We start from the raw sequence: 12,582 nt of genomic DNA on the forward strand, positions 1-12,582 counted from the left end.
GGATTCATGTCCGTGCGTCCTGTGGCGACGGCGCCGCCGCCGTAAAATGCCGCGCATGGACGTACTGGCCGACGCACTCGCCGCCATGCGCACCGGCCGGACGCGGTCGGCAGGCACCGAGGTCCGCGCGCCGTGGGGGCTGCGCTTCCCCGATGTCGGCGGCGCCACTTTCCACGTCGTCCTCGAGGGCGAGTGCTGGCTGCTGCCGCCGGAGGGCGCGGGCAGCGTACGGCTCGGCCCTGGTGACGCCGTTTTCCTGCGGCATGGCAGCCCGATGAGCCTCGCGGACGATCCGGCGACCGCGCTGACGGACTTCGTGCCGAGCGGCTGGGAGCCCGGCCAGACGATCGGCCGGGTGGAGATCGACGGTCCCGGGCCGCGCACGCTGCTGCTGTGCGGGGCCTATCCGCTGGGCCGGGCGCGGCCGCACCCGCTGATGGCCGAGCTGCCCGACCTCCTGCTCCTGCCGTGCAGCCCGCAGGGGCACCCGGCGCTGCACGCGGCGATCGGCCTGCTCGGCGCGGAGCTGGACGAGCCCAGGCCCGGCAGGGACGGCATCGTGCCGGCCCTGGTGGACGCCCTGCTGCTGTACATCCTGCGCGCCTGGCTCGCGGACCGGTCGGCCGAGGAGGCGCGGGGCCCGGGTCGGCAGGGGTGGGCGACGGCGCTGACCGACCCGGTGGTGGGCCCGGCGCTCGAAGCGATCCATGCCGAGCCGGCCCGCGCCTGGACGGTGGAGGAGCTGGGCGCCCGCGGCGGCCTGTCGCGCTCGGCGTTCGCCCGGCGTTTCACCGCCCTGGTGGGCACACCGCCGCTGACGTATCTGACCTGGTGGCGTATGACGGCCGCGGGCCGGCTGCTGCTGTCCGGCGACGCACCGCTGCGGGTGGTGGCGGAACAGGTCGGCTACAGCGCGGAATTCGCCTTCGCCAAGGCTTTCAAACGCGAGTACGGCATCGCGCCCGGCCGCTACCGCAGGTCCGCGGCGGCCGGCGGCTGAAGGGGCCGCGTACGCCGCGAGCCGCCTCGTCGGGACGAGGCGGCTCGCGGAAAGCGCGGGAATGCACCGGCGGCTACAGGCCGCCGGTGTAGAGCAGGCGGTTCGGGGAGCCCGCGCTGACGGTCAGCACATCGGCCGTGGCCTGGCCGGCGACCCAGTTGCGCACGTCCGCCGAGCTGGCCGAGGGGTTCTCCGCCTTGTAGAGCAGCGCGACACCGGCCGCGTGCGGGCTGGCCATCGAGGTGCCGTCCAGCGAGACGCTGCCGCCGCCGAGCTTGGCGGAGACGATGCCCTGGCCGGGCGCGTAGAGGGTCAGGCACTTGCCGAAGTTGCTGAAGCCCGTCTGCTGGTCACCGGAGTCGCTCGCGCCGACGGTCAAGGCGCCCGTGGCACTCGCGGGCGAGACGTCGCAGGCGTCGGCGGAGCTGTTGCCCGCGGCCACCACGGGCAGCACACCCGCGTCGGCCAGCGCGGTGGCGGCGTCGTTGACGGCGGGGGAGAAGGCGCCGCCGAGCGAGGCGTTCAGCACCGCGGGCTGCTTGGCGTTCTGCGTGACCCAGTCGAAGCCCGCGATGACCCCGGCCCAGCTGCCCTTGCCGGTGCAGTCGAGCACCCGGACGCTGACCAGGCTCGCCTGCGGCGCGACACCGTAGGTGGCGCCGCCGACCGTACCGGCGACATGCGTGCCGTGGCCCTGGCAGTCCTGCCCGTCGCGGCCGTCGCCGATCGCGTCGAAGCCGGGCACGGCCCGCCCGCCGAATTCGCTGTGGCCGAAGTCGATGCCGGTGTCCATGATGTACGCGGTCGCGCCGGCGCCCTTGCGCACCGTGGTGAACTGCCGGTCGAGCGGCAGGTCGTGCTGGTCGATCCGGTCCAGGCCCCAGGTGGCGGCCGCGGCCCTGACGCCGCTGTCGTCGACCGCGGGCGCGGAGGCGCCGGTGGTGCCCGCCAGGTCGTAGGCGCTCACCGTGGCGTTCTCCTCGACGCCCTCGACGCCGGGCATCCTGCGGACCGCGTCGAGCTGCGTGGAGTTGAGCGTGATGGCGAAGCCGCGCAGCGCGCTGCTGTAGGTGAAGAAGGGCTTCAGGCCGGTCTTCTGCGCCATCGCCGACGGGTCGAGTGCCTTCTGCACGGTGACGATGTACTGCCCCGCGATGGCGTCGTCGTGGACGCGCAGCGGGGCGAGCGCGGCGGCGGGCGTGGGCAGGGGGATGGCGGCCACGGCGGGGGTGCCGGCCGCGGTCAGCGGTGCGAGGACCAGTGCCGCGGCGGATAGGCCGCGCGCGAGGAAGCGCATGTCGGGCTCCGGGAGGGTGGCGATCGTTGGCGTCCACGCAAGGGCGCGGGCGGACCTACGATCTGACGATCACCCACGGCGTCGGACCCGACACACGTACGAGGCGGGCGGTGTCAGCCGAATGGGCTCGGCATCCGCGTAGAGGGCGGGGCCTTACGGGGTACGGCCCGCGGCGCGGCAATGTGCCGCGGATCCCGGTGTACGGGGGCGCGCACGCGGTTCGGCCCGGCAATGTGCCGCGGGCTTCCGCGCGCAAGGCGGCGTCAGCGCTCGGCGGCCGCGTGCAGCAGCAATTCGGAGCCGAGCGCGGTGAGGGTGTGGTGGCTCGACCGGCCGCTGCGCCGGGTGGCGACGAGACCGGCCCGCCGCAGCACCGAGGCGTGCTCGCTGGCGGAAGCGGGCGACAGGCCGACCCTGCGGGCCAGCTGGCCGGTCGTCACACCGTCGGCGATCACTTCGAGCACCGCCGCCCTGCTGTGCCCGAGCAGCGCGGCCAGGCCGCCGAACGGGCCGCCCAGCGGGGTGAGCAGCCGGTGGCGGTCGCCGCCGGGGGCCGCCTGGTAGTAGAGCGTCGGCTGCTCCTCGTCCGGGTCGCAGGGCACGTACGAGCTGAAGGCGCCCGGCGCCAGCACCAGGCCGCGCCCGGCGAGGTGGTAGTCGTAGTCGATCTCCGCCGTGGTCTGGATCTCGAGCACCGGGGGCCGCCAGCGCACCCCGGGGCCGAGGCTGTCGAGCACCTCCTCGATGCCGGCGTCCCCCAACTGCCGCGTGCGGGCCGCCCGGTCCGCGGCCAGCGTCGAGGCCAGCGCCCGCCAGTACGGCGCCACGGCCACCCGGTGGTAGGCGCGCACGGCCGCCGCCAGCCGGTCCGCCGCGGCCCGGTCGCCGTCGGCCAGGTCCCGCGTCCAGCGGGGCAGCGGGCGGTGCCTGCCGACGTATTCCAGGTCGGCGCGCAGCGCCTGCCGCGGCGTGCTCAGCAGCCGCTCCAGCTCCTCGTCCAGGGTCTGCAGGCCGATGTGCGGGCGCAGGAAGCGCGGGACGGGGTGCGCGGGGTCGCAGGAGGCGAGCTGCGCGAAGTACGGCTCCCGCGGCGGCTCCTGGGCCGCGGCGGGCTCGGGCGCCGCCAGGCCCGCACGCACCAGCCACCGCCAGCCGTCGAGGCCGGGCGGCCCGGCGCGCTGCGTCAGCCGGAAGGCGCTGAAGGTGGTGACCGCCAGCGGGCTCGGGCGGCCCGCTATCCGGGTGCGGGCCAGGTCGGTCAGCGTGAAGTGGATGCGCACGGACTCCCCCATTTGCTTCGACCAGGGCCGAAACGTGTCGCCGTAGTCATTTCTACACGGCACGGTGGATGCGCGGGGCGCCCCCGAGTGCACGGGGGGCGATCGGGGCGCCGCGCCCTGACGGCTGGTCAAGCGGCCGCCGCACGGGACGGGAGGACGCGGGATGAGAGCACGGCAGCAGGTCCAGGAGCGCGGGACGCGGGACATGGCGCGCGCTTCGGTACGGACATCGGTGCGGGCTTCGGTACGGGTCGGCAGCGCGGCCCTGGTGGCGGGCGCGGTCGCGGTCCTGCTCGCGGTGCCGGCCGACGCCAGTGCCGCGGCTCCCGGCGGCGGCGTCCCCGCCCTGCCGGGGGTGCCGGCGAGCGTGGCGGGCCTGAGCGGGCCCGTCGTCACCCACCCGGTGCAGGAGCCGTTCGACTACGCCGCGGGCGCGGTGTGCGCCTTTCCCTCGCACGCCGACTTCCCGGTGAGCGACCTGACCACCAGGACCTGGAGCGACGCCGACGGCAACCCGGTCTTCGCGATCGAGAGCGGCCCGCTCGTCATGAAGGTCACCAACCTGGCCACCGGGAAGTCCGTCGAGCGCGACATCTCCGGCACCGGCGTGATCACGTATCCCGATCCGAATTCGTTCATCCTCAGCGGCAACGACTGGTCGGCCGGCTTCCACACCGGCTCCCAGCCGCACAACCAGTGGATCGTGGCCAGCACCTTCATGTCCGTCAAGATCACCACGGTGGCGGGCAAGACCACCGGCACGCTGCTGGCGCTGGTAGGGCCGTACGAGGACATCTGCAAGACGTTGGCCTGAGGCGCGCGTACCCGCCGGGGGCGCAGACGGGCGGCTCGGCAATGTGCCGCGCCGCACGTCTTCGTCGCCCTGTGCCGTTCTTCGTCGCCCTGTGCCGCGCCGTCAGGCGTCCTGCACCGGCATCGGGTCCCGCCACATCGGCCACATCTGCGGGCCGTCGGGGAGGTCGACGGTGCTGCCGGACCAGACGAAGCCCAGGCGGGCGTAGAGCGCGCGGCTGCGCAGGGAGCTGGCCTCCAGGTAGGCGGCGCGGCCCTCGCGGTCGCAGCGGGCGAGCACCGAGGTGATCAGCTCGGTGCCGCGCCCCTGGCTGCGGGCGGTGGCGTCCACCGCGATCAGCATCAGGTGCTCGTGCGCCCGCTCCCTGGGATGTGCCGCGTCGAGGATCCGGCCGATGGCCTCGACGCGGTCATTGGCCGGGTCGACGGTACGGCGCAGCTCCGCGGGCCCGTTCTCGTCGGCCGGGTGGCCGCCGGCCGGTATGGAGAACCACAGCGCCGCCGCGGAGCCGTCCACCGCCACATCGACGTAGCCCTCGGCAAGGGCGGCGTCCAGGAAGGCACCCATCATCACGCCGTGCTTTTCACGCCGGTCGGCGGGGTCGGGAAAGACCCAGCCGCTGACCGCGTCGTCCCGGAAGACCCGGTCCAGCAGATCGGTCACGGCCGCCCTGTCGTCCTGTCCGGCCCGTCGGATCGCCACACCCATCGCTTGTCCTCCGCCTGTCCGTTGCTCGTATCAACTGATCATTTCCGTAAGGCGGTTGCAGCCTAAGCCCTTCCGGAATGCCCGGCCCCGGCGGTGCGGGCCTCGATCGCGTGCAGCACCGCGACCATGTCGCCGCCGCCGTGGCCGAGCGCCACCGTCTCGCCGAAGAGCGCGTGGCAGGCGTCGAGCAGCGGCGACGCCAGGCCGGCCTCGCGGGCCGCCTCGGCGATGAGCCGGTTGTTCTTGAGCACGTCCAGGGCGGCCGCCTGGACCGCGAAGTCGCGGTCCCGCAGCTTGGGCGCCTTCGCCCGGGACACCGTGCTGGCCATCGGCCCGGCGTCGAGCACGGCCAGGAAGCGGTCGCGGTCGAGCCCCTGCCGGTCGGCGAAGTGGAAGGCCTCGGTGAGCCCGGTGACCATGGTGATCAGGAAGAGGTTCACCGCCAGCTTCGTCAGCAGCGCGTTCGGCACCGGGCCGCAGTCGAAGGCCTCCTGGCACATGGGCGCCAGCAGCGGCCGTACGGCCTCCACCGCCGGCCCCTCACCGGCCAGCATCGCCACCAGCTGCCCGGCCTCCGCCGGCCCGCGCGACCCGGACACCGGCGCCTCCACGTAGTGCCCGCCCGCCGCGCGCACGTCGGCCTCCAGCGAGCGCGAGTAGCCGGGCGAGGTGGTGCCCATGTGCACGAGCGTCCGGCCGGCGACCTGCCCGGCGAAGGCCTCGGTGCCGCGCGCCAGGGCGGCGTCGATCGCGGGGCCGTCGGCCAGCATCAGGAAGACGGCGTCGCTCTCCCGCAGCACCTCGCCGGGCGTCTCCGCGACCCGGGCGCCCGCGTCCCGCAGCGGCTCGCTCCTGGCGGGTGTCCTGTTCCACACGGTCAGCGGGGACCGCCCCGCCATGTGCCGTGCCAGATGGAGGGCCATGGGCTGCCCCATGACGCCGAGTCCGAGGAAGCCGGCTCTGAGCATGGTCGTCGGGTCCTTTCCGCGGGGCCGTGCGTGCGGCTTGCGATCTATGACAGCCGTCATAATACTGACCGTTATGACCAACGTCATAGAGCCCGTCGCCGGGACCCTCCCCTCGGCCGCCGACCCGCGCTGGCAGACCGCGGTCGTCACAGCCGCCGACGCCGACGCCCTGCGCGACCTCTTCGACGCGTGCTCGCAGGACACCGTCCGGCTGCGCTTCTTCGGCCGCCTCCGGGCCTTTCCCGCGGAGTACCTGGACCCCGTCCTGTCCGGCCGCGCCGACGTCCACGACGCGGTGGTCGCCTACGGACACGGCGCGAGCAGGGCGCGGCTGGTCGGCCTGGCCAGCCTCGCCCAGCCTCCGGGAGCGCCTGCCGCGGAACTCGGCGTCATCGTCGGCGACCCCTGGCAGCGGCAGGGCGCGGGCCGCGCCATGGTCGACCTGCTGCTGGCCCGCGCCCGCGCCCGCGGTGTCCGGCGCGTCGGCGCCGCCGTCCTGCCCGGCCGCTCCGCCCTGCTCGCCGCCCTGGGCCGCCGCCTGCCCGCCGAGCGCCTGGCGCACTCCGCGGACGGCCCCAGCGGCGTCTATAAGCTGGACGGACCATGAGGAGGCCGGCGATGACTGCACCCCGCACACACGGCCCGCGGGAACGTATGGTCTTCGCCGCGGCCCAGCTCATCCGCCGCGACGGCGTCGGCGCGACCGGCATGCGCGAGATCGCCGCCCAGGCCGAGGCGCCGCGCGGCTCCCTCCAGCACTACTTCCCCGGCGGCAAGGAACAACTGGTCAACGAGGCCGTCGCCTGGGCCGGCCGCTATGCGGGCAAGCGCATCGCCCGCTATCTCGCCGCCCTCCCCGAACCCACCCCCGGCGCCCTCTTCGCCGCGATGACCCGGCAGTGGATCGACGAGTTCGAGGCCACCGGCTTCGGCACCGGCTGCCCGGTCGCCGCCGCCACCGTCGACTCGACCGCCTCCACCCCCTCGGCCCGCGAGGCCGCGTCCGCCGCCTTCACCACCTGGACCACCCCCCTGGCCACGGCCCTGACCGGCCTCCGGGTCCCCGCCGCCCGCGCACCCGCCCTGGCCACCCTGATGATCTCCACGCTGGAGGGCGCCATCCTCATGGCCCGCGCCCACCAGTCCACCGCTCCTCTCACCACCGTCACCGCGGAGCTGTCCCCCCTCCTCGACGCGGCCGCCGCGGCCGCCTGACGGCGGGCGCTCCGCGCACTGCGGAGAGGCCCTGTTGTGCTTAGGGTGCAGAGGGACGAGCGGCCGCGGCGGCCGGTGAGGAGCGCAGCCCCATGGCGAACGGCGGCACGATCATCGTCGGTGTCGACGGCTCGACCCCCGCGCAGCAGGCCCTGCGCTGGGCCGGCCGCCAGGCGGAACTGACCGGCTCCCGACTCGTCGCGGTGATGGCCTGGGAGCTGCCCGGGGCCTTCGGGTGGGCGGGCCTGCCCGGCCTCCCCGAGGACCTGGACCTGGAAGGCCCCGCCGCCCACGCGCTGGCGGAGGCGGTCAAGGACGCGCTGCCGCCCGCGCGGGCGGCAGCCGTCGAGCAGGTGGTGGTGCTCGGCAACCCGGCCCAGGCCATCCTCGACCGAGCCGAGGAGGAGCAAGCCGACCTCGTCGTGGTCGGCGTCCGCGGCCACGGGACCTTCAGCGCGACGCTCCTCGGCTCGGTGAGCCACACCGTCACACTTCACGCGACCTGCCCGGTCGTCGTGGTGCGTGGGACTACGGAAGTGACGGGATAGCCACAGCTCATCGCGCATTGCCCAGAGTTATCCACAGGCTGTGACGACAGCCGCTCCTCAGGCGTGCTCGGCGGAGCATCATGGGGGCATGAACGAAACGACCGGATCCGCCAGCGGGTCCACGCCCGAATCCGACGCCGTGCCCGCCGTGCCCGCGCCTTCCCCCACCCCGTCGGGCGGCCTGCCCGGCGCCGTCCCGGGCTCCCTCCCCGACTGGGAGAAGAGGTATCGCGCACCCCGGGTCGGACTGCCGGAGTGGGCGGAGGACGCCCCCGACCACAGTCTGTACGTCTCCGACGTGACCGGTACGTACGAGCTGTACGCGTGGAATCGGACGACGGGCGAGCGCCGCCAGGTCACCGACCGGCCGAACGGCACGACGGACGGCACGCTCAGCCGCGACGGCGCCTGGGTGTGGTGGTTCTCCGACACCAACGGCGACGAGTTCGGCGTGTGGATGCGCCAGCCGTTCGGCGGTGGCGATGACATACCGGCCGCTCCCGCACTCGCCCCCTCCTATCCCGCGGGCGTCGCGCTCGGCGTCGGCGGCCTCGCCGTCGTCGGCCGCTCCACCGACGACGAGGGCACGACCGTGCATGTCGTGCCGGCGGACGGCGCCGAGCCGTATGAGATCTACCGGCACGAGGAGTCCGCGGGCGTCGGCGACCTCTCGGAGGACGGCACGCTGGTCGTGATCGAGCACACCGAGCACGGCGACGCGATGCACAGCGCGCTGCGGGTGCTGCGGGTCGCGGACGGCTCGGTGGTGGCCGAGCTGGACGACACCGAGGGCGGCACCCGGGAGCTGGGCCTCGACAGCCTCGGCTTCGCGCCCGTGCCCGGTGACACCCGGCTGCTGGTCGGCCACCAGCGGGCGGACCGCTGGCTGCCGATGATCTGGGACGTCGCGAGCGGCGAGCAGACCGCGCCCGCGATAGACCTGCCGGGCGACGTCCAGGCCGAGTGGTATCCGGACGGCAGCGCGCTGCTGCTGGTGCACGACTTCCGGGCCCGCAGCGAGATGTTCCGGTACGACCTGGCGACGGGCGCGCTGACCGCGCTGGACACCCCGCGGGGTTCGCTGGGCGGCGCCACCGCCAGGCCGGACGGCACGGTGGAGTATCTGTGGTCGTCGGCCGCGCGGCCCCCGGTGGTGCGCTCCACCACCGGCGCGATCGTGCTGGAGGCCCCGGGCCTGCGGGCACCCGACTCGGTCCCGGTGGAGGACGTGTGGGTGGACGGCCCCGGCGGCCGGATCCACGCCCTGGTGCAGCGACCCCCGGCCGGCGCCGCCCGGGGCAAGGGCCCGCTGCCGACGGTCTTCGAGATCCACGGCGGCCCGACCTGGCACGAGTCGGACTCCTTCGCGGCCGGCCCCGCGGCATGGCTGGACCACGGCTTCGCGGTGGTGCGGGTCAACTACCGGGGGTCGACGGGCTATGGCCGCGAATGGACGGACGCGCTCAAGCACCGGGTGGGCCTGATCGAGCTGGAGGACATCGCGGCGGTCCGCGAGTGGGCGGTGTCGTCGGGCCTGGCCGATCCGGCGCGGCTGGTGCTCACCGGCGGCTCCTGGGGCGGCTATCTGACCCTGCTCGGCCTCGGCACCCAGCCGGGGGCGTGGGCGGTGGGCGTCGCGGCGGTCCCGGTCGCCGACTACCCGACCGCGTATACGGATGAGATGGAGGCGCTGAAGTCCCTCGACCGCACCCTCTTCGGCGGCTCGCCCGACGAGGTGCCCGAGCGCTATGCCGCCTCGTCTCCGCTGACCTATGTGGACGAGGTCACCGCCCCGGTCTACATCAGCGCGGGCATGAACGACCCGCGCTGCCCGATACGCCAGATCGACAACTACGTGGAGCGGCTGCGGGCCCTCGACAAGCCGCACGAGGTGTATCGGTACGACGCGGGCCACGGCTCCCTGGTGGTGGAGGAGCGCATCAAGCAGGTCCGGCTCGAACTGGCCTTCGCCCTACGCCACGTGGGCGGCTGACCCGGCCGGCTCGTCGGCGGCGCCCGCCGGGTCCCGGTCGGGGTCCTGGTCCGGCGGGGCGTCGAGGCCGAGCGCGGCGTCGGTCCGTGCCTCGGCCTCCCGGCGGGCCAGCCGGAAGTACATGAAGACGGCGAAGCCGGCGAAGACGAACCACTCACCGGTGTAGCCGAGGTTCTGGAAGGCCTTGAGGTCCAGGCCGCTGCCCGGGGGCGCCACCGGCGGCACCGGCTTCAGGGGCGCGGTGGAGCGGGTGGCGGTGATCCAGCTGCTGTAGACGGGATAGGGGAGGACGTTGACCAGGGTCGCGGCACTGATGATGCCCAGCTGCCCGGTCGGCAGTGCACCGGGGGCGGCCGGCACACCGTTGCTGCCCGCGGCCTCGGGGGATTGCAGCGCGCCGGTCACGGTGACCTCGCCGGCCGGGGCGGCCGGCACCGCGGCCCGCCCGGCGGCGGGCGGGACGTCGCCGGGCAGCCAGCCGCGCACCACGGGCAGCGCGGCACCGCCGTCGAGGCGGAGAGGGGTGAGCACGTAGTAGCCGTCGCGGCCGTCGAGCAGGCGGTCGGGCACGAGCAGCTGACGGGAGGCGTCGAAGCGGCCGGTCGCGGTGACCGGCCGGCCGGAGGCGTCCGAGGGCAGCTGGGCCCTGGTGTCGGGGAGCAGCGAGGCCAGCGGCACCGGTGCCTCGCCCGCGGTCCGCACCTCGGTGTGCTTGGCGTCCTTGTGCGCGTCCACCCGGCTCTGGAAGCGGCTCAGCTGCCAGCTGCCCATGAAGACGCAGAAGGGCACGGCGAGCAGGACGAGCACGCCGACCACCAGCCAGCGCGGTGTGAGCAGGAACCGGTACACGCCACCACGGTACGGGGGCGCCGTCCCCCGCCCGCCACCGGGACCCGTCGCCACCGGCCCCACCCGCGCCGCCTGCTACGACGCCGGTGTGTCCGACACGGCGGGCATGGGCGCGGTCGTGTAGATGGTGCCGGCGCAGGCGCCCTGCAGGGTCGGGCCGAAGACGACCGGGGCGCCGTTGGCCGGGGTGTGGCGGAGCGAGACGTCGGCGGCCTGCCCGGTGGGGGCGCCGTTCGGCAGGTCCATCGCCATCGGGTTCGTGGCGGCGCCCGCGGCGCCCGGGTCCGGCGCGGTGGTGTCCGTCGGGGAGTCGGTCGGGGTCGGGGTGGCCGGCGGCGAGGTGGGCTGCGGACAGCCGCCCGGTCCCGCGTCGGCGGGCACCCAGGCGAAGGCGACCTCGTAGTCCTCGCCGGGGGCGAGTACGAGGGGAGCGCTGTCCGAGGCGGCGGGCAGCTCGGTGGCCGGGTCGTCCGGGGTGTGGCTGACCACGCTGATCTGCGACAGGTCGGCGGTGCCCAGCGCGAAGAGCTGCACCTTGGCGGGGCCCGGCGGCACGGCGCAGGCCGCGGAGGAGACGTTGGCGACGCGGAACCAGCCGTAGGCCCGGCCGTCGGCGTCGAGGGAGGCGGCATTGCTGGTGCCCTGGCCGAGCTGGTCGCCCGAGCACTCGGGGGTGCTGGCGGGCGGCGGCCCACCCGGGCTGGTGACCAGGCTCGACGGGCCGTCGGTGCCGCCCGGGGTGGGGGTCCGGCTGTCCTGGCCGCCGCTGTCCTGCTGGTGGTCGGACTGCCCGGAGTCGCCGGTGGTGCCCCACTCGTTGACGTGCCCGTCCTCGTCCGGCTGGGCGGCGTGCGTGCTGGCCACGTTGGCCGGGGCGGCGGTGGCGTCGCCGCCGGTGTCGGCGGCGTGGATGAGCGCGGGCACCGCGGCGCCGACCAGCAGCACCGCGGCGGCGGTCCCGGCCAGCGCCTGCCGGCGGCGCTGGCGCCGGGCGGGCACGGCCCGCCGCAGGTGCTCCAGCGCGTCGGACGCGGGCCTGAGGTCGCGGACGGCCCCGCGCATGAGGTCGCGCAGCGCCGCTTCCTCCGCGCTCTCGTCCACCGGGGCGTCCAGGTCGGGAGCGTCACCGGGCTCGGGCGAGGCGGATGAGGCGGTCGAGGCGGCGGACTCGGGCGCGGAGTCGTGTCGGGGGGAGTCGTGCGGGTCCATGCCGTGGGCGTTGTCCGGGGCGTCGGGGGTGGTCATGCCGTTGCCTCCATGGCGACCCGCAGGGCGGCGATGCCCCGCGAGCCGTACGCCTTCACCGAGCCGAGCGAGATACCGAGCGTCTCGGCGACCTGGGCCTCGGTCATGTCGGCGAAGTAGCGCAGCACCAGCACCTCGCGCTGCCTGCGCTGCAGCGAGCGCATCGCGGTCTTGAGCTGGTCGCGCTCCAGCAGTTCGTAAGCGCCCTCCTCCGCGCTGGCCATGTCGGGCATCGGCTTGGAGAGCAGTTTCAGGCCGAGGATGCGCCGGCGCAGTGCGGAGCGGGAGAGGTTCACGACGGTCTGGCGGAGGTAGGCGAGGGTCTTCTCGGGGTCGCGGACCCGGCTGCGCGCGGAGTGCACCCGTATGAAGGCCTCCTGGACGACGTCCTCGCAGGAGGCGGTGTCGTCGAGGAGCAGGGCCGCCAGGCCCAGCAGGGCGCGGTAGTGGGCGCGGTAGGTCTCGGTGAGGTGGTCGACCGTGGTGCCGACAGCCATCGCGGGGTCAGTTTCGCCGCGCTCGGCGGTGGCGGGCTGGGCCGGGTTCACCCGTGCCACCGGCCAGGGGGCGATCACCGGGAGCCCCCCGTAGGCCTGCCCGGACCGCGACGGGCGCGGCGGGCGTACCGGACGCACGGGTGCGATCGTCCCCCGTTGCCCGAATGC

Annotated in this window: 13 protein-coding genes; 6 read left to right on the plus strand and 7 right to left on the minus strand. The window is 74.9% G+C overall.

What is annotated here, in order from left to right; all coding sequences use genetic code 11:
- Positions 1-55: 55 nt before the first annotated feature.
- A complete protein-coding gene (locus OG900_21520; protein ID WUH92431.1) occupies positions 56-1,000 on the plus strand; it encodes an AraC family transcriptional regulator in 945 nt (314 codons plus the stop codon).
- 73 nt (positions 1,001-1,073) lie between these two features.
- Here OG900_21520 and OG900_21525 read toward each other — a convergent pair whose 3' ends face one another.
- Positions 1,074-2,297, minus strand: a complete 1,224-nt coding sequence (locus OG900_21525; GenBank protein ID WUH92432.1) for a S8 family peptidase — start codon at positions 2,295-2,297, stop codon at positions 1,074-1,076.
- Positions 2,298-2,560: 263 nt separating this feature from the next.
- A complete protein-coding gene (locus OG900_21530; protein ID WUH92433.1) occupies positions 2,561-3,577 on the minus strand; it encodes a winged helix-turn-helix domain-containing protein in 1,017 nt (338 codons plus the stop codon).
- Positions 3,578-3,740: 163 nt separating this feature from the next.
- On the opposite strand from OG900_21530, the gene OG900_21535 reads away from it, so the two are divergent.
- A complete protein-coding gene (locus OG900_21535) occupies positions 3,741-4,391 on the plus strand; it encodes a hypothetical protein (protein WUH92434.1) in 651 nt (216 codons plus the stop codon).
- A gap of 102 nt (positions 4,392-4,493) precedes the next feature.
- On the opposite strand, the gene OG900_21540 is transcribed toward OG900_21535, so the two are convergent.
- A complete protein-coding gene (locus tag OG900_21540) occupies positions 4,494-5,099 on the minus strand; it encodes a GNAT family N-acetyltransferase (protein ID WUH92435.1) in 606 nt (201 codons plus the stop codon).
- A gap of 62 nt (positions 5,100-5,161) precedes the next feature.
- A complete protein-coding gene (locus OG900_21545) occupies positions 5,162-6,067 on the minus strand; it encodes an NAD(P)-dependent oxidoreductase (protein ID WUH92436.1) in 906 nt (301 codons plus the stop codon).
- A gap of 73 nt (positions 6,068-6,140) precedes the next feature.
- Between OG900_21545 and OG900_21550 the strand changes: the two genes are divergently transcribed.
- The 4 genes from OG900_21550 to OG900_21565 all read left to right on the plus strand — a co-directional run bounded on the left by OG900_21550 (position 6,141) and on the right by OG900_21565 (position 9,823).
- Entirely contained in the window at positions 6,141-6,674 is a 534-nt protein-coding gene (locus OG900_21550) for a GNAT family N-acetyltransferase (GenBank protein ID WUH92437.1), read from the plus strand.
- Positions 6,675-6,685: 11 nt separating this feature from the next.
- Positions 6,686-7,282: a TetR/AcrR family transcriptional regulator gene (locus tag OG900_21555; protein WUH92438.1), complete on the plus strand. Its 597-nt coding sequence runs from the start codon at positions 6,686-6,688 to the stop codon at positions 7,280-7,282.
- A 92-nt stretch (positions 7,283-7,374) separates the two neighbouring features.
- Positions 7,375-7,830, plus strand: coding sequence for a universal stress protein (locus tag OG900_21560; GenBank protein WUH92439.1), 456 nt, complete (start codon positions 7,375-7,377; stop codon positions 7,828-7,830).
- An 88-nt stretch (positions 7,831-7,918) separates the two neighbouring features.
- Complete coding sequence (locus OG900_21565; GenBank protein WUH92440.1) at positions 7,919-9,823, plus strand: prolyl oligopeptidase family serine peptidase; 1,905 nt, start codon at positions 7,919-7,921, stop codon at positions 9,821-9,823.
- On the opposite strand, the gene OG900_21570 is transcribed toward OG900_21565, so the two are convergent.
- The 3 genes from OG900_21570 to OG900_21580 all read right to left on the minus strand — a co-directional run bounded on the left by OG900_21570 (position 9,803) and on the right by OG900_21580 (position 12,561).
- A complete protein-coding gene (locus OG900_21570) occupies positions 9,803-10,672 on the minus strand; it encodes an SURF1 family protein (GenBank protein WUH92441.1) in 870 nt (289 codons plus the stop codon). The genes OG900_21565 and OG900_21570 overlap by 21 nt on opposite strands.
- A 75-nt stretch (positions 10,673-10,747) precedes the next feature.
- Complete coding sequence (locus tag OG900_21575; protein ID WUH92442.1) at positions 10,748-11,917, minus strand: hypothetical protein; 1,170 nt, start codon at positions 11,915-11,917, stop codon at positions 10,748-10,750.
- On the minus strand, positions 11,914-12,561 hold the full coding sequence (locus OG900_21580; GenBank protein WUH95870.1) for a SigE family RNA polymerase sigma factor: 648 nt from the start codon (positions 12,559-12,561) through the stop codon (positions 11,914-11,916). Before OG900_21580 ends, OG900_21575 begins: the two co-directional genes overlap by 4 nt.
- Positions 12,562-12,582 lie beyond the last annotated feature (21 nt).

This window comes from Streptomyces sp. NBC_00433, assembly GCA_036015235.1.
Taxonomy (GTDB): domain Bacteria; phylum Actinomycetota; class Actinomycetes; order Streptomycetales; family Streptomycetaceae; genus Actinacidiphila.

Coding starts and splice junctions, on each gene's coding strand:
- OG900_21520 (WUH92431.1), top strand. CDS start 56: ATGGACGTACTGGCCGACGCACTCGCCGCCATGCGCACCGGCCGGACG.
- OG900_21525 (WUH92432.1), bottom strand. CDS start 2,297: ATGCGCTTCCTCGCGCGCGGCCTATCCGCCGCGGCACTGGTCCTCGCA.
- OG900_21535 (WUH92434.1), top strand. CDS start 3,741: ATGAGAGCACGGCAGCAGGTCCAGGAGCGCGGGACGCGGGACATGGCG.
- OG900_21540 (WUH92435.1), bottom strand. CDS start 5,099: ATGGGTGTGGCGATCCGACGGGCCGGACAGGACGACAGGGCGGCCGTG.
- OG900_21545 (WUH92436.1), bottom strand. CDS start 6,067: ATGCTCAGAGCCGGCTTCCTCGGACTCGGCGTCATGGGGCAGCCCATG.
- OG900_21550 (WUH92437.1), top strand. CDS start 6,141: ATGACCAACGTCATAGAGCCCGTCGCCGGGACCCTCCCCTCGGCCGCC.
- OG900_21555 (WUH92438.1), top strand. CDS start 6,686: ATGACTGCACCCCGCACACACGGCCCGCGGGAACGTATGGTCTTCGCC.
- OG900_21560 (WUH92439.1), top strand. CDS start 7,375: ATGGCGAACGGCGGCACGATCATCGTCGGTGTCGACGGCTCGACCCCC.
- OG900_21565 (WUH92440.1), top strand. CDS start 7,919: ATGAACGAAACGACCGGATCCGCCAGCGGGTCCACGCCCGAATCCGAC.
- OG900_21575 (WUH92442.1), bottom strand. CDS start 11,917: ATGACCACCCCCGACGCCCCGGACAACGCCCACGGCATGGACCCGCAC.